The sequence below is a fragment of the Lysinibacillus sp. NPDC048646 genome (assembly GCF_050272295.1).
Lineage (GTDB): Bacteria > Bacillota > Bacilli > Bacillales_A > Planococcaceae > Lysinibacillus.
Genome location: NZ_JBNNLZ010000021.1, coordinates 22,313 through 45,404 on the forward strand (window position 1 = coordinate 22,313; position 23,092 = coordinate 45,404).

The following is a 23,092-nucleotide window of genomic DNA, read 5'->3' on the forward strand; positions in this document are numbered from 1 at the left end:
CGAAAATGAAAAATATCTGTAGCATCCATTTATTTCTATGCTACAGTAATACTACTTACTAGTATAAAGGAGTGCCCACTATATGAAAACGTTATACAAACCCGCAATTCACTTTCAACAGGTCAGCTTTTCAGTAAAAAATAAGACCATTTTAAAAACAATTACCGGGTCAATACCGAAGGGAAAAATTACGACACTCGTAGGACCCTCAGGTGCAGGTAAAACAACGTTGCTGAAAATGTGTAATGGGCTACTGACACCGACAGAGGGAAATATTTTCATTGATGATCAACCAATTGCTTCCTATGAACCTACTACTTTACGTAGACAGGTAGGTATCGCTCTTCAAGCCGCTCCAATGATTGCTGGCTCGGTTTTTCATAATCTAGCTCTTCCTCGTTCCCTACAAGGAAAAACACTAACCGAACAAGAAGCCACCCAGTATCTACAAGACGTCGGACTTGATGAAAGCTTCTTACAACGTTCAACAACTGAATTATCCGGTGGACAACGCCAAAAGGTATCAATCGCACGCACCCTCATCAATCAATCTTCTATCCTATTATTAGATGAGATTACCTCTGCCCTCGATCGTCAATCAGTACAGGACATTGAGGCACTCATTGTTACATTAAACAAAAAATACAATGTCACGATGATTTGGATTACACATAACTTACAGCAAGCACTAACAATTGGGCATTACACATGGGTTATGATGGATGGAGAACTTATCGAAACTGGACAAAGTTCACTACTGAATGCACCCAAAAATCCTCGTGTTACTGAATTTGTAAAGGGGATAAACGCATGACTTATACAGCACTCTCCCTTACATTGATTTTTGTGTTAATTCCATTGATATTATCAAAAACTTTAAAGCTTGGTCTTGAAAAAGATACGATCATTGCAACTATACGCTCAATTATCCAGTTATTAGCAGTTGGCTACATTTTAAAATTAGTCTTTGACACAGGAAGCATTATTTATATTTTATCGATGGTGGCATTGATGATTTTTGTTGCAACTCTAAACGCTCGTAAAAAAGGAGAAGGAATAAGAGGAATTACATGGAAGATAGCCATTACCCTTGTTGTGGTTGAGTTTGTGACACAAGGCGTATTAATAGGTTTTGGCATTATACCTGCAACAGCACAGTATATCATTCCTATTAGCGGTATGTTGATTGGAAATTCTATGGTATTATCTATATTATTTTTAAATCGTTTTACAGCAGAAATTACAAGTCATCAAAATGAAATAGAACTGATTTTATCACTCGGCGGTACCCCAAAACAGGCCATTCATCGGCAATTAATTAGTGCTATTAAAGCAAGTATGATCCCAACAATTGAAAGCCAAAAAACAATTGGGCTTGTGCAACTACCAGGTATGATGAGTGGTCAAATAATCGGTGGTGCAGACCCTATCCAAGCGGTACAATTTCAACTTTTGATCATTTTCGCACTTCTAACAACCGCAACATTATCGAGCATAATGATAGGCTTTTTAAGCTATCCAGCACTTTTTAATGAACGTATGCAAATACTAGATAACAAATAATTGTTTCCACGAATCCATTACATATTTTCCAAATATGTTATACTAGAAAGAAAAATGCTGTGAGGAGAATGACCATGTTATTACGCGATTTTTTCATTCAATTATCTGAGAACCAACTATTAAATAGTACTGCTAAAAAATACGGCCTAAAATTAGGAGCCCAAAATGTAGTAGCTGGTACAAATATAGAAGAAACGATTGCAAGCATCAAAGAACTAAATGCCCATAATATCTCTTGTACAGTAGATAACTTAGGGGAATTTGTTTCTAGTGAAGAAGAAGCAACTGCGGCCAAAGAACAAATCCTTGCTGTTATTGAAGCGATTCATGAAAACGGTGTCAATGCTCATATATCACTAAAGCCATCTCAGTTGGGCTTAGATATTGACGTTGATTTTTGCTATGACAATTTATATGAAATTGTTGAAAAAGCAGCTGCACATGATATTTTTGTGAATTTTGATATGGAAGATTACGGTCGTCTCCAAACGTCCTTTGATATGGTAGAAGAACTTTCTAAAACATTTAATAATGTCGGCACAGTTATTCAATCATACTTTTACCGTGCAAAAGATGATATCGAGAAATTCCAAAATTATCGTCTACGAATCGTAAAAGGTGCCTATAAAGAACCTGTCGAAGTAGCTTTCCAAGATAAATTAGATATTGACTTAAACTATATCGAACTTATTGAATACCATTTACTTCACGGTAAATTCACATCAATTGCAACACATGACCATAATGTCATCGCTCACGTAAAACGCTTTGTCGCTGACAATAATATACCGCTTGATAAATTCGAATTCCAAATGCTTTACGGCTTCCGTACGGACATGCAAAAAGAGCTATCAAAAGAAGGCTATAACTTCTGCGTATACGTACCATTTGGCGAAGATTGGTACGGTTACTTTATGCGTCGTTTAGCAGAGCGCCCACAAAATATTAATCTTGTAACAAAACAAGTATTTACGAAAAAAACGAATACAATCCTCGCTGTTGCAGCAGGTGCATTCGTTCTTGGACGCTTAACAAAGCGCAATAAATAATCTTCCAACCTTATCGTCTATTGGCGATAAGGTCTTTTTATTTATCAGACACATTTATCCCGCATTAACGGTCAGTAAGACACGCCCGCCTCAAGTTAAAAGAGAAACTAGGTTGGCGATCAACTGACTTGTAAACGCCCTATTGGTTCGGGGCAACAGGATGTTGGTCACACAAGCTTTTTCACAGGATGTGAAGGTTTTAGCTTGTGTTCCTCTATTTATTGTGGGGAATGAAGAAAACCCTCACTAATTGAAGTTTCATTTTATAGTTTTATCCGAAATGTTCCTTAATTTATCGTGAATATTATAATAATTATGGACGATATTTTCATTTCTCCGATACATGCCTTACAAAAAAAAAAATGCGGCGAGAATTTGCTTCCCGCCACATATTTAAGGATTTGTTGACCATAAACCAGCATGTTTTAAAACAACACGTGGATGTAATTTTAATTGGGCTACCATTAAGTCAGCTAGGTCCTCCGCCTGCATAACTTTTTCAGGATTGCCGTCAGTTAATTGTAATTCAACAGCCATATCTGTTGCGACCGTACTTGGTGTTAGCGTCACAACGCGGATATTATGCTTACGAACCTCTAACATTAATGACTCACTCATACCGATAACGGCTGCTTTCGATGCGCTGTAGGCACTTGTAATTGGAGCACCTTTTTGACCTGCTGTAGATGAAATATTAATGATATCTCCTGATTCACGTTCAATCATTTCAGGTAGTACAGCACGCGTTGTGTAATACACACCTTTTACATTTACATCTACAATATTTGTCCAGTCTTCTGGTGAAAGTTCTAAAAACTTACCGAATTTTGAAATACCTGCGTTATTTACTAAAATATCGATTGGGCCTAACCCCGCACGGATGGTTTCTACAGCCTTTGAAATAGAATCTAAATTGGCTACATCTGCAGCCGCAATTGCTACCTTCACATCATACGCCTTTAACTCTTCTGCGACATGTTGTAAATTCTCTACTGTACGGCCTACAAGTCCAACGTTAATGCCTTCTTTCGCAAAGGCGATTGCTGTCGCACGTCCAATACCTCGACCCGCACCAGTAATTAAAGCAGTTTTTCCAGAAATAGTTTGCATACCTCTTACTCCCTTTTGAATAGTTTATAGATTAAATCTTCGTTTTTTAGCATACCTATTCATCTGTCAAAAGTACATTCAGAAGTCTTACTTATTCCAACCTTTTTCTTTAAAGCGGGCAATAGCTTCAATACGATTCCCAACATGTAACTTTTCTAAGATAGTTGAAATATAGTTACGTACAGTTCCCGCCGATAAAAATAACTCTGCTGCAATTTCCTTTGTTGTCTTACCTTCAGCAACCAATGTCAGCACTTGACTTTCGCGCTCAGTTAAAGGGTTTTCACTATCATCCTCATACACAAAATCAACAAGTTCAGGAGCATATATACGTTTACCGTCCATAATCGTGCGAATAGCACTTACCAATTCCTCTATTGGACTATCCTTAAGTAAATAACCACGAACACCTGCTTTTCTTGCCCGTTCAAAATAGCCTGGTCTGGCAAAAGTTGTTAAAATAATGACTTTACAATCCGAACCATGCAATTCTTCAGCAGCATCAAGTCCAGTTTTCACTGGCATTTCGATATCCATGACACAAATATCAGGCTGATACTCTTCTACAAGTGCCAATGCTTCCTCACCATTTTTTGCTAACCCAACGACCTCCATATCATCCTCCATACTGAGTAACGAACGAAGTGCCCCTAACAGCATACCTTGATCTTCAGCAATTACAATTCGAATCATGTCACAATCCTCTTTTCCTCTATATGTTCTTCAGGTTTTCTTTGACTTTTTGATGTGTGATGGTCACCGGAATGGACACGGTTAATGTTGTGCCTTCCTCATTCTCTATCTTAAAGGAGCCATTGATAAATTCTAAACGCTCTCGCATCCCATTTAATCCATTACCACTCTTCAATACCTGCTTTTTTGAAATACCCTGTCCATTATCACGGACGACTAGGTATACTTCTTTGAAATTTTGATGGAAGGCAATTTCACATTTAGTGGCACCACTATGCTTGACGACATTCGTTACCGCCTCTTTTAAACACATGGATAAAACATTCTCCACAAGGGGTGGCACCTGTAGTGAATCCTTATCACCATCAAAAACAAACTCCATTTCGGCCGCTTTTAGGATTTGAGAAATACGCATAAGTTCATCCTCAAATTTTGCTGTACGCATATCTGAAACTAATTCACGAACCTCTTTTAACGCAATACTTGCGGTTTGTCGAATATCTCTAATCTCTACTAACGCCTGCTGCGGATCACGCGCAATAAGTCTTGAGGCTAGGTCACTTTTCAATCCAATCATCGATAATTTTTGACCTAGTGTATCGTGTAAATCACGCGCAATGCGTTGTCGTTCTTCAAAAATAATCAATTCCGCAATTCTTTCATTCGCAGTTTCCAATTGACCTTCTAAATTTTCACGTTTATTTTTGGAATAAATAGTAAGCGGCAAGAGTACAACTGCTAAAATCGTTAGTACTACAAAGGGAAGCTGCGATAAAAATAAGTGCAGTTCCACGAAGAAACCAATCCCTGTAGAAATCACTGTGAAGCCTATATGCAAGCCGTACATAATATAAAAGCCTACAGGTCTACGAATGTTTCCGATGAAAAACGCCGTGAATATGGATAAATACACATAGCCGTATAGTATAGTTAAAATAATATTAATGACCATCTCGAAGCTAATCCACATATAAACGAGCCCATTTTTCGAATTTACGGAAAAACGATAAAAAATAAAATACAGCATTAAAAAGGTAATACCTATCGATATTTCTATATATGAAGATTTTTTAAAAATAAAGAAAAACGGTAGAAAACAAAAAATAATCCATAAATAAATGCTAAGCATGGGACTATTCGGTATAATACTATGCCACTTTCTCATCATAACCTCACGATCTTTCCTACTTTTCCCTTTATTATAACAAGAAAAGCATACATGCGCCCCTTTCGTTGCTGTCGCTTCGCTTTCGCACGGTCAAAACTTTCGTTGCTGTCGCTTCGCTTTCGCACAGTCAAACTTTCGTTTCTGTGGCTTCACGTTTCCATACAAAAGGCCACCTTATGTAAAACAGCCATCCCAAGATGAGATGGCTGATCAATTTCGACTAAGCAGCTATACTGCCTTTCGCTTTTCGTTTAATAATTTCATTAACATCTTTAAATGATACAAATTTCCCACGTTCTTCATCATATAATTTGTAGCGTAATGATTCTAAACTTGTGCGCAATGTAATTGTTGTTGCTGTTTGTAAAGGCGGTGTTTCATTATGCGCTTTTTCAAGGTTGTAGTTAGGTACACGAGGTGCTAAATGGTGAACATGGTGGAAACCAATATTACCAGTTGCCCATTGTAATAGCTTCGGTAATTTATAGTATGAACTACCTTCCACAGCTGCTTTTACATAATCCCACTCAGTATCATGTTCAAAATAAGAATCTTCGTACGTATGTTGGATGTAAAATAACCAAATTCCCAGTGAACCTGCAATGAATAATGTGACACCTTGCACTAACAAGAATGACTGCCAGCCCAAGAAGTAAATTAACGCTACACAAACACCTGCAATAATAACATTCGTAATATGCGTATTCGCACGTTCCTTTGGTTTTGCATCTTTACGGTTAAAACGATTTAACACTAACACCATATATAGTGGACCTAAACCGAACATTACAAGTGGATTACGGTAAAAACGATACCATAAACGTTGCCCTTTAGAAGCTTCTAAATATTCTTCCACTGTCATCATATCTATATCACCGATACCACGCTTATCTAAGTTCGAACTTGTTGCGTGGTGAATTGTATGCTCACGCTTCCATTTTTCATATGGGAATGAAGTTATTACTCCAGTAAATAAGCCAACCCAGTCGTTTGCTTTTTTACTTTTGAAAAATGAACCGTGTGTACAATCATGGAAAATAATGAATGCTCGTACGACAAATCCAGCTGAAATTACACTTAAACCCGCAGTTAGCCAAGGTGAGACATCAACTAACATATATCCAGCGACCCATAGAACAATTAACGGGACAATTGTATTCACCATTTGAAAAACACTTTTACCAGTATCTGATTTCGCAAATGGTGCTACATCTTGGCGCAGTTTTTTTGTTTTTTCTTTATCTGTAGCCATTTCGTTTTCCCTCGTTTCCTTTTGCTTATGACCTCATCATAAAATAAGATTATAATGCGCAACAGACGCAAACATCATAAAAAGGATATGACAAATGTCATATCCTTTCAGATCGTAGACCAACTTGAAAAATTTTGAGTTTGCCAACAGTCTTTTTTTTACAATAAAATCAGAAAAAACCGTTGATTTCCACTACCGACGGGGTCGAGCTACTTCGCTCAGTCCAGGATCTCGACTTCCCGCTTTTCCCGCAGGAGGCAGCGATTGATTTTTGTTTTATCTATCCATTAGTTGAAAACCATATTCACCTTATGGGTGTCCAAGTAATAATCCAATCGTTCTCTTTAAAATAATTTTTGTTCAATATGTCTTTAACATTCTTTCAATGTGTCAAAAGGTCCCTCATTTCTCTACCTTCTGTGAAAATTATGAACGTCTCTTCCAAAATACAGATGTGAATGTCATATCCTTTTTAGTTTTTCGGTCCGGTTAAATGTAGTTGATAAAACGCTAAATCCAGCCATTCTTCAAATTTATAACCTGCATTTTTGATCGTTCCTGCATATTCAAAACCCAATTTTTCATGAGCTTTAATACTTCCTACATTCACGGCATCAATACCCGCTACAAGTGTTTTGACCCCTTGCTCCTCGGCAATTCGTATTAATTCACGCATCAGCTTAGTCGCAATACCTTTCTGATAATGTTCTTTATGCACATATACCGAATGCTCCATCGTATGCTTGTAACCAGGGTATGGACGGAACTGGCTATATGTAGCAAAACCTGCCACTTCTCCGTCTTCCTCAAAGACTAACAGTGGATTACCTGATTGTTTTTGCTCGTCAAACCATTGTCTCTTTTCATTTAATGATTGCGTTTCATAACGATATACAGCTGTACTCGTTAAAATGATGTCATTGTAGATATCTAAAACCTCGGGTAAATCTTTTACTTCCATTAATCGAATCATCGTCTACACGTCCCTACTGTAGGTATTACACATAATCAATTACGTCTTAACGTAATTGATGTCATGAGATTTTGAATTGAACAAGCCCAATTCAAAATCCGTGACATCCGCCGAGGCTTTTACTTTGGTTCTTACTACGTAAAGTCAAACCTTTTGTCTTAACATTACACGTTAAAATATCGTGCATCTGGATGTGCAAACACAATCGCTGACACAGATGCTTCCGGCTCCATCATAAAGCCCTCTGTTAGCTGAACACCAATATCCTCTGGCTTCAATAAGCCGAATAATTTCTCTTGGTCTTCTAAGTTTGGACACGCTGGGTAGCCAAATGAGAAACGCTGTCCTTGGTATTTCGCTGCAAAACGGTCGCGCATCGTGAAGTCTGTTGCATCAGAGAATCCCCATTGGTCACGAATTTCTTGATGCATTCGCTCAGCAAAACCTTCTGCTAATTCAAGAGCCGTTGATTGCAGCGCATGACTTTCTAAGAATTTCCCTTGTTCTTTTAACTGTCGTGCCGTTACCATCACACCTTGTCCTGCTGTTACAACCATGAGTGCAATATAATCCATTTCGCCACTTTCTACTGTTTTTAAGAAATCTGCCAGGCACATAAAAGGCTCAATCTGTTGACGTGGGAATGTAAAACGCTCTATTTCTGTTTTACTATCTGCTGGATCATAAATCACTACATCATCACCATCTGCTTGCGCTGGGAAGAACTGATACATGCCTGATGGTTTCAGCAAGTCGCTTTGTAGATAGTCATCTACTAAATCTTTTAGTTCTGTAGCACGAGAATCCCCAGCTTCTAGTAATTGTTGTACTTGCCCTTTTAAGCCTAAATGATGACCAATTAATGTGCGCATATTCACGTAAGGATATAAATGAGAGACAGAATAATCCTTTTTCACATGGCGACGAACATCCGCTGGTAAGAAAACACTCGCATCCTTGACTGTACGGGCAGGCTTAACTGTTACTTCTTTCACAGGGCGAGCCGCACGTTTTTCATCGGCCTCTAATCGTTTTTGACGCGAGTCTGCAATTTCTGCTAAAAAGTGCTTTCGAGTCTCCGTACCCATTAATAGATTTGCTTGCTCTAACCCTTGCATCGCATCCTTAGAATAAATAACAGGACCATCATATTCGTTAGCAATTTTCGTTTCTGTAAAGCGACGAGACAATGCTGCACCACCTACTAAAATTGGGACATCAATACCCGCTTCCTTAAAGTCCTGTGCGGTAATAACCATTTGTTGTGCAGATTTTACAAGTAGGCCAGAAAGTCCGATGAAATCAGGCTTCTCCTTGCGAACGGCTTCGATTAACTGCGCTGGTGTAACTTTGATGCCAAGATCCACTACCTTAAAGCCGTTGTTACTTAAAATAATATCCACTAGGTTTTTACCGATATCATGCACATCGCCTTTTACAGTAGCAAGCACCATTTTACCTTTGCCTGCGCTTTCTTCATCTTTTTCCATGAATTGCTCAAGATGTGCTACTGCTGCCTTCATAACACCTGCTGATTGTAGAACTTCCGCCACGATGAGCTGATTATCGTTAAATAAGCGACCTACCTCAGCCATCCCTTTCATTAATGGACCATTTATAATATCAAGTGGTGCATCATAAATTTCACGAGCAGCGTCTAAATCTTCAATTAGCCCTTCCTTTGTACCCTCTAAAATATAGTAAGCTAAGCGACCTTCCACTGTTTTTGGAATATCCGCTTCAGTTTTTTCTTTCTTCTTATCACGATAAAAATCGGTGAATACTGCAAGTGTTTCATTATTCGTATTGAATAATAAATCGTTAGCAAGCTTAATTTCCTCTTCAGGAATCGACGCATAGCGCTCTAACTTTTCCGTATTGACAATCGCATAATCTAAGCCAGCTAGTGTACAGTGATATAGATAGACGGCATTCAAAACCTCCCGACCTACTGGTGGTAAACCGAATGAAATATTACTAACACCGAGCACTGTCAATGCTCTTGGCATTTTTTCTTTGATTAGTCGAATTCCCTCAATTGTTTCAAGTGCTGAACCAATATATTGCTCATCTCCTGTACCAACTGGGAACATTAAAGGATCAAAAATAATGTCTTCTGGTGCTAGATCCCATTTCTCCGTTAATAATTGATAAGAACGTTCGGCAATTTCTAACTTGCGCTGACGATCTACCGCCATACCTTGTTCGTCAATTGTACCGACAACTAATGAGCCACCATATTTTTTCACAAGAGGCATAACCGCATCAAAACGTTCCTCGCCATCCTCAAGGTTAATGGAGTTAATGATGGCCTTACCTTGAGAGAATTTCAACGCTTCCTCAATCACTTTTTCATCTGTTGAGTCAATTACAAGTGGCACTTTCACCTTTTTCACGACCTCTTGCATGAAACCACGCATATCTGCTAATTCATCACGGTCAGGGTTTGCTAAACAAATATCGATAACATGCGCGCCATTTTTCACCTGCGCACGGGCAATTTCTGCTGCTTCCTCAAACTTACCATCTATAATTAAGTTTTTAAATTTACGTGAGCCAATAACATTCGTCCGCTCCCCAATAAATAATGGTCGCATGGAATCGTCATAGACTAATGGCTCGATACCAGATACAACATGCCCGTGTGTCGCTTCAGGTAATTGACGTGGTTTTTCATCTTTTATTGCCTCGCGGATAGCTGCAATATGCGCTGGTGTAGTCCCACAACAACCACCGACAATATTCAACCAACCTTTTTCAGCGAAGCCTTTTAATTTCTGCGAAAGTGATTCTGGTGATTCATGATAGCAACCTTCTTCGTCCGGTAAGCCTGCATTTGGATAACAGCTAATATAGCCAGTAGAAAGCTCTGCAAGTGAACGAATATGGTCTGTCATGAACTCTGGACCTGTTGCACAGTTTAAGCCAACTGATAACGGCTTAATATGCTCAATTGAAATATAAAATGCATCAATTGTTTGACCTGCAAGTGTTGTTCCCATTGGTTCAATCGTACCTGAAATCATCACCGGGATTTCTTTTCCAGTAGTTTCAAAGGCACGTGACACACCTAGTGTCCCAGCCTTTACGTTCAGCATATCCTGACTCGTTTCTAGTAAAAGAAGATCTGCACCTGCTTCTATTAATGCCTTCGCCTGCACATAGAAGTTTTCCTCAAGCTCATCAAATGTAATACCACCGGTTACGGATAATGTTTTGGTTGTCGGTCCCATCGCTCCGGCCACAAAACGAGGCCATGCTTGTGTCGAAAACTCATCCACAACCTTACGAGCAATTTCCACAGCACGCTTATTAATTTCTTCGGTCTTTGCGCCAAGATTATATTCATTTAATACGATTGGTGTACCCCCAAACGTATTTGTACAAATAATGTCTGCACCTGCTTCTAAATATTTTCGGTGAACCTTATCCAGTACATCCGGTCTTGTTAGCACAAGATTCTCATTACAACCATCAAGCTCCTCACCGCCAAAATCCTCTGCAGATAAGTTTTCATTTTGTAGCATTGTACCCATTGCGCCATCAAGAATTAAAATTCTTTTCTCTAGTTGCTCTTCAATTAAGTGCTTAGCCATCTATACGTACCCCTTTTTTCTGTTCATCCAATTGCTCAATATATTGCATCAACTCTAGCGTCATATCATAGCGTAAAAATGGTGTTATTAAGTAAATACCATTGAAATATTCCGCCGCTACTTCTACTAATTCTTTTGCAATCTCAATTCCTTCTAACGTTGCACGATCCTTATCGTCACCACAAGCCTTCATGCGTGCTAATGCATCCTCAGATAATTTAATACCTGGCACTTCATGGTGTAAAAACTCTGCACTCTTATAGCTCGTAACGGGCATAATTCCAATATAAATCGGTGCGTCTAAATGCTTCGTTGCCTCGTAAATTTCTACAATCTTTTCCTTCGTATACACAGGCTGTGAAATGAAGTAATCTGCACCATGTTCAATCTTCTTCTCTAATCGTACCACGGCACGGTCCAATACACGTACATTCGGATTGAATGCTGCCGCTACCGAGAAGTTAGCCTTTTTACGAAGTGGCTTTCCAGAGAATGATACTCCTTCATTCAACTGCTTAATAAGTTGTATAAGTTCCATTGAGGATACATCATAAACACTTGTCGCACCTGGGAAATCGCCCACCTTTGTCGGATCCCCAGTAACTGCTAAAATATCATGAATCCCAAGTGCATTTAGGCCCATCAAATGCGATTGCAGACCAATTAAATTACGGTCGCGGCATGTAATATGCGTCAGTGGTCGTATACCTTGTGTTCCCTTAAGCAAAGCGCCCATCGCAATATTGCTAATACGCGGGGATGCTAAAGAATTATCTGCCATCATCACCACATCAGCGCCTGCATCGTAGAGCTTTTTGGCCCCATCCATAAAACCGTCAATTTCTAAATGTCTTGGTGTATCTAATTCTACAATGATAGAACGCTCACGTTTGACCTTTTCATGTAACGGCTCATACGTTGCGGGTTCTGCCTCACGAACGATTTCAACCTTTTCTGGCTTTGCATATTTTTCTTCAACAGGTGCTAGCTCTTCTAAGTATTTTTTAGCTGCAGCAATATGCTTGGGTGTCGTCCCACAACAACCACCGATTAAACGTACGCCTTGATTTCGTAGAGCAACTGCCGCTCGACCAAAGTAATCTGCTTCTGACTCATATACGACACGTCCATCCTCCACATCTAATAGAGAAGCATTCGGATATGCTGACATAAATGCCTTATCAGGAAGCTCTACCCCTTCGAATGCTTGAATTGTATGATGGGGGCCTAATCGACAGTTAACACCAACCACATCCGCACCAAGTGTCTCTAACTCATGTAAGGCATGATTTAATGTCATCCCGTTTTGCAGTATCCCCGGCTCATGCATGGATACTTGTACAATAATCGGTAAATTTGTTTTTGTCCGTAACATGGATAATGATGCTGTTAACTCTTCAAAATCATAATACGTTTCTAGTAAAAGGCCATCTGGATTACCTGCAAGTAACACTGTTGCCTGTTCTTCAACAGTCATTAAAATTTCTTCTAATGTTGCATCACTTTTACGAATACCACGGATTCCTCCGATTGTACCAAGTACAAATTGTCCACCATCTGCTGCTGCACGCTTGGCAATCGTAATCGCTGCTTCATTGAACTGCTGCACACGTGTTTCTAACCCATATCGAGCTAATTTAATCGCATTGGCACCATATGTATTAGTTTGGATAATATCAGCGCCAGCCGCAATATATTCACGATGAATCTTTTCAATTAATTCTGGTCGTTGTACATTCATTTCTTCGTGGCAGTACTCCAAACCATAACCATATAGTACAGTGCCTATTGCACCATCTGCTGTTAAGACTTGTGTTTTTAACTTTTCAAGCAATCCCATAAAACGTAACCTCGCTTCCCTTGTTTTCAAAATAAAAATATAAAAAGCCTTCTTTCACAAAAAAAGAAGGCTTTAACGAATCGTAATTGTTTTTTCCTTCTCATCTTCGGACCAAAAAGGTCTTCTGGATTTAGCACCTGACACGAAGTTGGTTGCTGAAGCGTCGCAGGGCCAGTCCCTCAGCTTCTCTTGATAAGAATGTAGTATGAATTTTTTAAATAATTAAAAGAATCATATCGTTTACAAACGATAGAGTCAAGACTATTTCACGTAACAAAGGATTTTTCACACGAAATAAATGTTTTTTGAGTTTTCCCTAAAACTTAAGATAATTTTTCAGCTAGCTCTTCACCGATTTTTTTACCATTTTGAATACAAGCACCGATCCCTACGCCGAAATAAGAACAACCTGCAATTGATAAATTAGGATATCTTTCTGCAAGTTCAGCTGTTAATCCTTTTAATGCTTCTTGATGAGCTAAATCATATTTTGGCATTTGATCAATCCATTTCGTAACATTCACAACAGTTGGGTTTTCCTCAATACCTAAGCTTTTTCGTACATCCTCTAGTGCTACAACAGCCAATTCTTCATCTGTCATTGCACATAATTCCTCATAGGCAGGGTTAATGCTCTTATAAAACAATCGTACAAGTAATTTACTGTCTGCTGATGTATGCTGCCATTTTCTGCTCGTCCATGTTGCCGCATTGCATTGTAAATTCGAATTATGTGACACAATAAAGCCCGTTCCGTCTGCTGGGAGGACAGCATCCGGTACATCAAAGCCTAAATAAATCGTAATCGCTGATGCGGTATTAAATTTTTCAAAATAATTATTTAATGACGTGTCTTGCAATAAATATTGTACAGCCTCGTTAGGCAATGCTAAGACGACATGATCTGCTTCAATCGTTACACCATTTGCTAACGTAACACCATAGTGGCCCTCCTCTTTCTTCACCTGTGTTGTCGCTATCTCTTTGACAATTTCTACATCCGTTAACGTTTCTTCAAGTCGGTCAATAAGTGATGACAAACCTTTTTTAAATGAAATAAATTTTTTATTTGTAGCTTTTACAAATTGCTCGCGATTCGCATCAAAGCCTTTGATCACACTTCCATAGTCATTTTTATAGTCGATTAAGTACGGTAACGTTGAGCCAATGGATAGCTGATTTAAATTCCCTGAGTATACCCCAGCTAGCACTGGTGCTATTTGATTTTTCACAAGTTCCTCGCCTAAATAGTATGTTAAAAACTCGCCAATGGAGCTTTCTTTTGTAAAACCTTCATTTGGCATTGTTAAATCTTTCAATGCTTCTTGCTTTCCTGCTGCTGATACAAGTGTGCTAGCTTCAAGAGAGGCTAGACTCATTGGAATACCAAATGTCGAGTCTGCCGGAATGGCATGTAATTCATTATTTGTATAAATATAAGATATACCGGTTTCGTTGAATACAAGTTCTTCTTCAAACTCAAGCTCCTGCACGAGCTCCATGACTCCTTTATGTCGAGCCACGATGGAATCTGCTCCTGTTTCCATGATGAAGCCTTGCTCATATGCAGAATGGAGTTTGCCACCTAAGTATGCATTTTTTTCAATGAGCACTAGTTTTACATCCAAGCCCTTTTGCTTCACCTGGCGTTGTAAATAATGCATCGTACACAATCCTGTAATACCGCTACCTAATACAACCACTGTTTTCATCTTAACCGCCCCTATTTCTTTATTTCTCTCCATTCAGTATAAACTTTTTTCGCTAAGAATTACGTTAAACCCTTTACAAATTTAGCAAAAATGGAGCCCTTCAAAAAAGTACGCTGAACTATTACAATGTTCTTCCTCTATAATAAATTTTGCTACACTTCTGGGGGACAAGCCGTGTGCTGCTGACAGCTTCATTGACGTTACGTATCCGCCCAGATAAATTGTCACAGGTTGAGATTATTTTAGCCACCGTTCCATTTATCTTCCCTACAGGATTTCGTACTCCTGCCTTTCTGAAGTTAACGTTTCATAAAATTGCACCTGTTGCTACATTTCAGTCAAAGGATTTTTACCTTTATATCCAAAAAAACGAGGCTGGGACATAACTTTAAATTTTAAGAAAGAGGAGCAAAGGCGTTATTAAATTTTTGCTATCTAAAATGAAGGAAAATTTAGAAGAGAGCACTAGTTGATGGTAGCGAAGGTGGCGACGCCTGAGACTACAGGCTCAGGCCACGCCCCTGGAAAGCGTCCGCCGTAGCGGACATCAACGCTTACAGCAAAAAAGTGCTAGATCGACCTCAGTCAATCTAACACTTTTTCTCTTTTGTCCCAGCCTCATTCATCTTTTAGTTAGCTCCATCTTCTGTGACAAAAGCAGTTAAATTTCTAGTTTAAGTTAATATTTTGGGCGAAGTTCGCTAATTTGTCGGCCGAATTTGTTACTTCGTTAAAAGAAAGTCCAAGCTCACTTAAAATCTCTGCAACAGCCTGTACTTCCTTTTCCATAAGGTCATTTTGACATTTTGCTTCTGTCATAGCATCCAATATTTTATTGAATTGACCTTCAGTCTGTACCATGTTTTCTTCACCAGACGCTACTTCTTCCTGAATATTACTAAGTGAATGAACGAGTTTATCTGTCCGCTCATTCGTTTTCTGCAATAATCCCGCAACCGCTGTGACAGATTCCTTCGTTTGATCTGATAATTTCCGTACTTCATCTGCCACAACACTAAAGCCTTTTCCTGCATCTCCAGCTCGAGCTGCTTCAATCGCAGCATTTAATGCTAGTAGGTTTGTTTGGTTCGCAATATTTGTTACAACATTCATAATTGATTCCATTTCCTTCGACATATCTGACAATTGCTCAATGTTATCTGTAATATCATCGAGTGAATGAATAATATTATTCATATTCATGGATTGATTTTGTAATCGTTCCCGTCCTTCTAGCGCCTGGCTTTCCGCTAAAGTGGACACTTGAAGAGATTTTTTCGCCAGTTGCTTAATTTCATCAGATTGCCTATTCAAAAGATGGAAGGAAGCATTTGTTTCCTGAGAGATCGTAGCAAGCCCTTCTGAAGACTCAACAATTTTTTTCTCGACCTCTTCTTTTCCTCGTTCTACATTTTCCTTAAGCTGTACAACTGTATTCTCAAATGATTCTAAGACAAGTTGTTGTTCAAAATTTGAAATCTTAGAAATAGCACGTATCGTATTGAATTGGTCCATCGGATGTTCTACATGTTTTTCTACTAAGTCTATAAATGACATGGTTAAATCGTGGAAAGCACAAATATACCATTGTGTTCTAAGTCCAATGTGTACATGTACTTTTGCAATATTAATGCGTCTTGTATAAAAATCATCATCTATATTACCATTAAACATTTCAATAATATGACGACAGAGTGTGACTTTCAGCTTTTCCACAGAACTATGTCTATTAATGATATCTACTAAACTATGCTCAGTTACAATCATGTCATAAAATCGGTCAACAATGTGATTAATATTGTCCTCAACAAATGGTTGGAAAGCTTTTAAATATTGTAAATCTCGTTTCGTTAAATTAAGCATTTCAATCTGCTTTACCATTGGCTGCTGGCTAGAAATATCCATTTTAACTGTGTATTGTTGCAAATCTAATGCCGTTGCCTTTTTCAGTTTTTGAAAAATCACACATTTTCCCTCTTTCATTAACAATTACTTTAAAAAGCTGAGCCAAATACTATATCCGTTTCCCAATATATATTTATGAATATTCGAAAAGATTCCATTAGCATCGCTATTATTACAATAAAATAACATAATATAATTTCACAAAAATAATCAAAAATACATTAATTCACAATTTAAAAATACCTCATATACATTATAGATTTTGTCCCTGATTGTCAATTTTATATTAAACACATTTTTCCATTCAATACCCTAATTTAATCCACTAAATATCCCATACTTAACAAAATAATGCAAAAAACACTAAAAAGACTACTCCTGATTTTTGGAGTAGCCTTAATTATTACACTCTACTTTTTCACGTTTTACAGCTTTAACTATTTCCCTGTTACCTCTGACAAAAAATTAACCATCATTTTACTTAACTTATAAACTAATAACCGCATACTATGTGAACTATCCTAGAAAAGATTTAAAGATAGTATTTTAAGACTGCATAAACCGATGTTACAATTGATTATAAATACCTGTATATTATTTAAACATAATTTACAATTTCTCTAATTCTTCAAGTAAAATAGTGGCTTCTTCGATACCAGCTTTAACTGCAAGTTCATACCATTTTTTAGCTTCTTTAACATTTCGCGGAATACCTTCTCCCTTGTTATATATATGTCCAAGTTGTAATTTTGCTTCCGGGTCTCCTTGAAGTGCTGCTTGTTTGAACCAATGAATGCCTTTTTCTATATTACGAATACCTGTTAAGCCTTTACTCCAAATAAAACCTAAGTCATAAAAGGCATCTACATGATATTGTACTGCAGCCTTTTCATACCAATACAAACCACGATTTACATCTCGTATTTGTCCTAACTGCCCCTCTAAATAAATTCCACCAAGTCTGTATTGTGCCTCTACATAACCTGATTCGGCTGATTTCTTATAGGAAAGAAATGCTTGTTCTTCGTCAATTGTCACACCTAAGCCTTGCTCATACATAATACCTAATGTAAACATAGCTTCTGCTACACCATGTGCTGCGGCGAAGTCGAACCACTGCTTCGCAAGTACCATATTTTCTGGTACACCCTCACCATTAAAATACATATCAGCTAAGTTGTTCGCAGCATCTGCATGCCCTTGCTTTGCTGCAGCCTCATAGAACGACAACGCACGATCATAATTTTCTGTTACACCAATACCCTCAAAATAATAGTTACCAAGTACATACTGGGCATCAGCATTGCCCTGCAATGCTGCTAATTCGAACCACTTGATCGATTTTTCAGGTTGAAAGGGTGCGTCATCTTCACTATAATACTCTCCAAGCTCAAATTGCGCTTCTGCATCTTTTTCTTCGATCGCTTCTTTATATAAGTCAATTATTTCTTCATAATCTAAATCTTCCTCTTCAAATACTTCAACTTCTCCGTCTTGATGGGCAAAATACCACTCCACCACATCCAGTACATCGTCAACAACCTCAGTTGTATAAGCTAATTTCTCAAGTGAAGTCATTTGCCAAATTAAAATATAAATTGGGAGAGGGATTGCTTCCCGTAACAAATCATCATATTCAGCTAAAAGAGTTAATACATTTTCCTTTACTGTCTGTGTTTGCTCTGGGTGCACAATTTGTAGATGGCGTTGTTGATTTTTCCTTAAAAGACCCTGAACAACTTGATACAGCATTTTTTGCAAGGTCGTTAGTTGCACTTCCTCAAAAGTCAGTAATGCGATGTTTTGTGCAAACCATGTATTTTGTGTTGTTGTTAGCTGTTGTAAGGACTTAATTCGTTCCTTATTTTGCTTTGCTAAAAATTGACCATACATTGTTTTCCCTCCCTTGCGCGCTATGTAAAAAAACTGCCTTATCATCATTATATGGAAGGCAGTTCAAGAATGATTACACATATGCTCTCAGTATTATTCCTACAAATAATGTAATGAATAAAAAGACCGTCACATGAACCCATTTATACATTTCTAATAAACCAATAAATTCGCGAGTAAAAGCATTAGGTATATAATAAAAAGCTGTTTTTGAGCCAACACCTTCGGCATCGATTTTCGCCCTTTTTGCATAAATACTTGCACGAAATACATGAAAATTATTTGTGACAAACAAAGAACGATATTTTTTTCCCTGTGCATGCTCATCCATTATTGCTTTGGAGAAGGCCATATTCTGCTCAGTATTCGTCGATTTATCTTCCATTAGTACTTTTTGAGTTGGTAATTGGTGCACATCAACAATATATTTTTTCATGGCATATGCCTCGGATACTTTTTCGTCACTACCTTGCCCACCCGAGACGATAATAATAGGACGTTCACCGTATTTTTTATATTGCTTCACCGCTTCATCTAAACGACTAGCTAAAAGAGGTGGCACTTTGTCCCCAATTAACCCTGAACCAAGCGCAATAATATAGTTAGGCTCATAGGTAATAGGTGTAAAATGATAAACGGTTGCGTAGGCCATCACGCTTGTATATAAAAACATTGTATAGCCAAAAATCAAAAATGCATAGAAGAAAAGGATATGCCAAACTGCATTTTCGATATGCATAAAAATAATAAATACATACCAAATCATCATGATAAAAAAGCTCAAACCAATAATAGCTAGTAATAAATTTCGAAATTTACGTCCTTCTTTTTCAAGTAAAACTTTACTATTAAAAAACATCGCAATCGACAATATAAACATTACACTAGGGAAACTTCCTAGTAGAATCACTATCCCCATCTCCGACACGATTCCCTGCTCATTCGGAATCAATAAAGGGTAATACATGATTATTTCTCTCAACATAAACAATCCTAGTAGGCCAAGTACAACTACATTGATAAATCGCCTTTTCTCTGTTAAATACACTATTAAAAATAGTGCTATCAATACTATTAATGATTGAATCATTATGTTCACCCCATTCTGTAGTGTATGCATATCTTTTATAGTGACACTACTTGTTCATATATTTCGTTATTCCTTAATTTACAGAAGCGATTATTTTGTTTTTCCCATTAGTTCATGTAAACTTACTATTAAGAACTATTTTATGACAAAACAAAAGATTATGTTGGAGGAATGTAAGTAATGAAAAAAATTCTTGCTGCTTTTTTTGCAGCGACACTCATGTTTGCGTCTGTTGGTGCGACACTTTTAGTTTCAGACACACCTACTGCAGAAGCAAAATCGTACAAATCAGGTAAGAAGGGCTTCTCAAACAATAACAATAGCTCGAATATCCAAAAATCTCAGGATACATCTAAAGATCAAAATAATGCAACAACAAATAAAAACACGACTTCTACAAACAAAACGGATTCAGCTACCGCTAAAAAGGGCGGCTTCTTCTCTGGTGGTCTCATGAAGGGTTTAATGCTAGGTGGTTTAGCCGGTTTACTATTCGGTAGTTTATTTGGCGGAATGGGTATACTTGGGAATATTTTAGGTTTATTGATTAACTTTGCAGCGATTGCAGTTATCGTGATGCTAGTTGTGAAAATCTTCAATATGTTCAAGGATAAAAAACGTAAAGAACAGGAAGCTACACAATGGCACAAATAATTAATGAGCAAGATATCATTAATGCAATCTGCTTATCACAAGCATATCACAAAAAAATTCAACCCGATGAAATCATTGTTGAGCTTATGTATGATGATGAAACAGGCTTTGGTGCAGATGTAGAAATTGCTGGACAAGCAGAAATTTTAGATACGCCTGCAATGATTGGTGCATTACGTGTATGGATCAAAGATGTGTTACATGGCGATCCATTCTCAACGGGCATCGAGCTTGTGTTAGACGATGAAGAAGGCATTATTGCTAAACTTTCATAGTCATAATAATAGCATTTCAATAAATCTATAAAATAGATTTATTGAAATGCTTTTTAATTTTTATTAAATTTTTTCGATTTTTCTTGTTTCCCTTCTACAATTGAAAAATCAACCATCGATCGACCGAGCATTAAAAGCATAATAAACATAACCCCTGTACCAATCACTAGATAAATCATCGTAAATACCTTTGAAAAATCACTTGTTGGATAAAGCCCTGTTTCAACGCCTGTTGGAATTAAACTTACTACTGCAAAATACAAGGCATCGAGCCAGTCCCAACCTTCTATCCCCTTATAAAACATGGTACCCGAAAGAATGATTAAAGACAGTGTTGTAAACAATGAGATAAATTGTGGTCGTTTAAATGCCCTCCATAATCCCCCTAACAATCTTTTTGTAGATAAAATAAAAGATAGCATTTCATTCTCCTTTACAAATAACAGCTTATTAAAAATATACTTGTTTTCTAAGTTGAACGTCAAAAGGTAGGGGTCTCTTTCGAAACCACTACCTTTTGTTTTTACCCATACTAGATAATGTAACAAAGATATAATAAATATTGAATAATTTTATTTCAACTGCTCAGCAAAATTCACGAGTATTTTCGCTGCATGACTTCGTTTTGTTGGAGCAGCTGGTAAAAACTCTCCATTACTGCCTGTAACAATTCCAAACTCATATAGCATACTGATTGCACGCTTTGTCTCCTCATTATAAGCGGCGATATCCGTAAATGGCACACCATCTTTCGCGACATAGGCTTGCTTCATTTGCTGTTCATATGCACGACTAATCATTAACGCTAACTGTGCACGAGTAACGGGTTGACCAGGGTTAAATTGTCCATTATTACCTTTTATCAGACCATATGCATATGCAGCTGAAATTTCTTGTTGTGTCTCTGCATCATAGTTTGCGATGTCTTTAAATGGTGCTTTTTCTGTTGTTGTTAAACCTAGACTTCGGACTAGCATCGTCGCCACTTGTGCACGTGTTACATTTTGCTCTGGTTTAAACGTACCATCAGAATAGCCCTTCATAATACCTGCTTTTGCTGCTTTTTGAATAAAATCCTTGGCCCAATGATTTTCGGTATCTGTAAAACTTAGTGTACCCGCCGTTGTAAACATTACCGATGGACTTTGTATACTTTCATTGCCCGCTGCATCTACTGCTTTTACAGCAACTGTATAAGCAGTATTTTCTACTAGATTTTCAAGAATAATAGCCGTTTTATCAGCACTTTGTGAAGAAGTTAGCTGTCCATTCACGTAGATATTGTATTTTGTCACGCCTACATTATCAGTTGCTTCCAGCCAATTCACCTGTATTGTTGTACTATTTTCAACGTTTACTCGTATTGCAGTAGATGCATCCCATAATGTACTTGCTTTGATAATTGGTAAAAATGCTTCGTTCGCTACTGCTGAGTATCCTGCTTCACTTAAATGAATATTTTCTGGGTTTGGTAAATAGTTCGCCACATCTTTTGCCACAACCTCAATAGTTGGAACAAATACTGCCCCCGCTTTTTCTGCAGTTGTTTTAATTGTCGTATTCATGACTGCTAGTAGCATTTTAAATTGCGACTGTACATCTTCATTTAAATATGGGAAAGAATTATAGTAACCCATGACGTATACTTGCGCTTGAGGATTTAGACTGTTAATTTCCGCTAAAATAGCTGCAATATTCTTCATTGCTTCCTGAGAAGCTTTTAATATTTCTACTGCGTTCACACTTGTTGCAAGTGACTCTTTTAAAATTGGCAATAAATCATTGGCCCCCGCTGTTAGCGTTATTAGCTCCGCTTCTTTAATAGAATCACGAAGTTTTGCCTGCTCACTTGTGTAACCAAAGCCGGTTACTGGTTTTTCCACATCACTTTTTAAGTCTGCCAACACATTTTTTGTTGTATAACCTGAATAGGCAAATCCTTTGTTATAGGATGTTATAAACCCCTCTTGTTGCAAAACTTGCGCTACAAAATCTGTATACCCCAATCCAATAGCACCGATCTCATTCATACCATGTGCCAAGGAATCACCAAGCGCAACGTAATCTGCCTGTTTCATCCAGCTTGGTGCTATCGTATCGCTCGTTTCCTCTGCACTTGCAACTGCCGGAATTGTTAATTGCAAGGCTAGTACACTAGCAGCTAAAAAACGGAATTTCTTTGAAAATTGCATATTCCTATTCCTCCTAACAATCTAATAGTAACTAGTTTACTAGATAAAGGATTAAAATAGGTTAAATAATTGCAAGGTTATGCAATTTATCTTCTGCGCACCTCTACTATTTTCTATTGTGTGCCAA

19 protein-coding genes, 1 pseudogene and 1 riboswitch are annotated in these 23,092 nt (G+C 37.8%); of the genes and pseudogenes, 7 read left to right on the forward strand and 13 right to left on the reverse strand.

What is annotated here, in order from left to right; translation table 11 throughout:
* The first annotated feature begins 82 nt into the window (after positions 1–82).
* From ACQKII_RS18665 to ACQKII_RS18675, 3 genes are all read left to right on the forward strand, one after another.
* A complete protein-coding gene (locus tag ACQKII_RS18665) occupies positions 83–814 on the forward strand; it encodes a phosphate ABC transporter ATP-binding protein (protein WP_427461803.1) in 732 nt (243 codons plus the stop codon).
* Positions 811–1,563 carry an ABC transporter permease gene (locus ACQKII_RS18670; RefSeq protein ID WP_427461805.1) on the forward strand — a complete coding sequence of 251 codons (753 nt, stop codon included), beginning with the start codon at positions 811–813 and terminating at the stop codon, positions 1,561–1,563. The genes ACQKII_RS18665 and ACQKII_RS18670 overlap by 4 nt, the downstream gene beginning before the upstream one ends.
* A gap of 74 nt (positions 1,564–1,637) precedes the next feature.
* Positions 1,638–2,612 carry a proline dehydrogenase family protein gene (locus ACQKII_RS18675; protein ID WP_427461807.1) on the forward strand — a complete coding sequence of 325 codons (975 nt, stop codon included), beginning with the start codon at positions 1,638–1,640 and terminating at the stop codon, positions 2,610–2,612.
* 393 nt (positions 2,613–3,005) lie between these two features.
* Here ACQKII_RS18675 and ACQKII_RS18680 read toward each other — a convergent pair whose 3' ends face one another.
* From ACQKII_RS18680 to ACQKII_RS18695, 4 genes are all read right to left on the reverse strand, one after another.
* Positions 3,006–3,722 carry a 3-ketoacyl-ACP reductase gene (locus tag ACQKII_RS18680; RefSeq protein ID WP_427461809.1) on the reverse strand — a complete coding sequence of 239 codons (717 nt, stop codon included), beginning with the start codon at positions 3,720–3,722 and terminating at the stop codon, positions 3,006–3,008.
* An 87-nt stretch (positions 3,723–3,809) separates the two neighbouring features.
* Complete coding sequence (locus ACQKII_RS18685; protein ID WP_427461811.1) at positions 3,810–4,415, reverse strand: response regulator; 606 nt, start codon at positions 4,413–4,415, stop codon at positions 3,810–3,812.
* 19 nt (positions 4,416–4,434) lie between these two features.
* On the reverse strand, positions 4,435–5,580 hold the full coding sequence (locus ACQKII_RS18690) for a sensor histidine kinase (RefSeq protein ID WP_427461813.1): 1,146 nt from the start codon (positions 5,578–5,580) through the stop codon (positions 4,435–4,437).
* Between the two features lie 223 nt (positions 5,581–5,803).
* Positions 5,804–6,835 carry a fatty acid desaturase gene (locus tag ACQKII_RS18695; RefSeq protein ID WP_427461815.1) on the reverse strand — a complete coding sequence of 344 codons (1,032 nt, stop codon included), beginning with the start codon at positions 6,833–6,835 and terminating at the stop codon, positions 5,804–5,806.
* A 254-nt stretch (positions 6,836–7,089) separates the two neighbouring features.
* Between ACQKII_RS18695 and ACQKII_RS18700 the strand changes: the two are divergent.
* Positions 7,090–7,292 (forward strand): annotated as a pseudogene (locus tag ACQKII_RS18700) (IS5/IS1182 family transposase); the annotation flags it as partial.
* A gap of 15 nt (positions 7,293–7,307) precedes the next feature.
* Here the strand turns inward: ACQKII_RS18700 and ACQKII_RS18705 are convergent.
* The 4 genes from ACQKII_RS18705 to hemG form a co-directional block, all read right to left on the reverse strand.
* Entirely contained in the window at positions 7,308–7,808 is a 501-nt protein-coding gene (locus ACQKII_RS18705) for an N-acetyltransferase family protein (RefSeq protein WP_427461817.1), read from the reverse strand.
* 164 nt (positions 7,809–7,972) lie between these two features.
* The gene (gene metH, locus ACQKII_RS18710; RefSeq protein WP_427461818.1) at positions 7,973–11,404 is read right to left on the reverse strand and encodes a methionine synthase; all 3,432 of its coding nucleotides are present in this window, start codon (positions 11,402–11,404) and stop codon (positions 7,973–7,975) included.
* Positions 11,397–13,244 (reverse strand): bifunctional homocysteine S-methyltransferase/methylenetetrahydrofolate reductase, encoded by a 1,848-nt coding sequence (locus tag ACQKII_RS18715; RefSeq protein WP_427461820.1) that lies wholly within the window; start codon positions 13,242–13,244, stop codon positions 11,397–11,399. The genes metH and ACQKII_RS18715 overlap by 8 nt, the downstream gene beginning before the upstream one ends.
* Positions 13,245–13,341: 97 nt before the next feature.
* Positions 13,342–13,443, reverse strand: a riboswitch (SAM riboswitch).
* A gap of 124 nt (positions 13,444–13,567) precedes the next feature.
* Positions 13,568–14,956: a protoporphyrinogen oxidase gene (gene hemG / locus ACQKII_RS18720; RefSeq protein WP_427461822.1), complete on the reverse strand. Its 1,389-nt coding sequence runs from the start codon at positions 14,954–14,956 to the stop codon at positions 13,568–13,570.
* A gap of 176 nt (positions 14,957–15,132) precedes the next feature.
* Here hemG and ACQKII_RS18725 point away from each other — a divergent pair, with 176 nt between their 5' ends.
* Positions 15,133–15,342, forward strand: a complete 210-nt coding sequence (locus ACQKII_RS18725; protein ID WP_427461824.1) for a hypothetical protein — start codon at positions 15,133–15,135, stop codon at positions 15,340–15,342.
* A 283-nt stretch (positions 15,343–15,625) separates the two neighbouring features.
* Here the strand turns inward: ACQKII_RS18725 and ACQKII_RS18730 are convergent, their stop codons facing one another.
* The 3 genes from ACQKII_RS18730 to ACQKII_RS18740 form a co-directional block, all read right to left on the reverse strand.
* Positions 15,626–16,921: a protoglobin domain-containing protein gene (locus tag ACQKII_RS18730; protein WP_427461826.1), complete on the reverse strand. Its 1,296-nt coding sequence runs from the start codon at positions 16,919–16,921 to the stop codon at positions 15,626–15,628.
* A gap of 549 nt (positions 16,922–17,470) precedes the next feature.
* The gene (locus ACQKII_RS18735; RefSeq protein ID WP_427461828.1) at positions 17,471–18,754 is read right to left on the reverse strand and encodes an SEL1-like repeat protein; all 1,284 of its coding nucleotides are present in this window, start codon (positions 18,752–18,754) and stop codon (positions 17,471–17,473) included.
* Between the two features lie 73 nt (positions 18,755–18,827).
* Positions 18,828–19,844: a YdcF family protein gene (locus ACQKII_RS18740; protein WP_427461830.1), complete on the reverse strand. Its 1,017-nt coding sequence runs from the start codon at positions 19,842–19,844 to the stop codon at positions 18,828–18,830.
* A gap of 180 nt (positions 19,845–20,024) precedes the next feature.
* On the opposite strand from ACQKII_RS18740, the gene ACQKII_RS18745 reads away from it, so the two are divergent.
* Both ACQKII_RS18745 and ACQKII_RS18750 read left to right on the forward strand, forming a co-directional pair.
* Positions 20,025–20,498: a hypothetical protein gene (locus ACQKII_RS18745; protein WP_427461832.1), complete on the forward strand. Its 474-nt coding sequence runs from the start codon at positions 20,025–20,027 to the stop codon at positions 20,496–20,498.
* Complete coding sequence (locus tag ACQKII_RS18750; RefSeq protein WP_427461833.1) at positions 20,486–20,773, forward strand: DUF2653 family protein; 288 nt, start codon at positions 20,486–20,488, stop codon at positions 20,771–20,773. The genes ACQKII_RS18745 and ACQKII_RS18750 overlap by 13 nt, the downstream gene beginning before the upstream one ends.
* 53 nt (positions 20,774–20,826) lie before the next feature.
* On the opposite strand, the gene ACQKII_RS18755 is transcribed toward ACQKII_RS18750, so the two are convergent.
* A complete protein-coding gene (locus tag ACQKII_RS18755; protein ID WP_427461837.1) occupies positions 20,827–21,195 on the reverse strand; it encodes an ion channel in 369 nt (122 codons plus the stop codon).
* Between the two features lie 150 nt (positions 21,196–21,345).
* The gene (locus ACQKII_RS18760) at positions 21,346–22,965 is read right to left on the reverse strand and encodes an S-layer homology domain-containing protein (RefSeq protein WP_427461839.1); all 1,620 of its coding nucleotides are present in this window, start codon (positions 22,963–22,965) and stop codon (positions 21,346–21,348) included.
* Positions 22,966–23,092 lie beyond the last annotated feature (127 nt).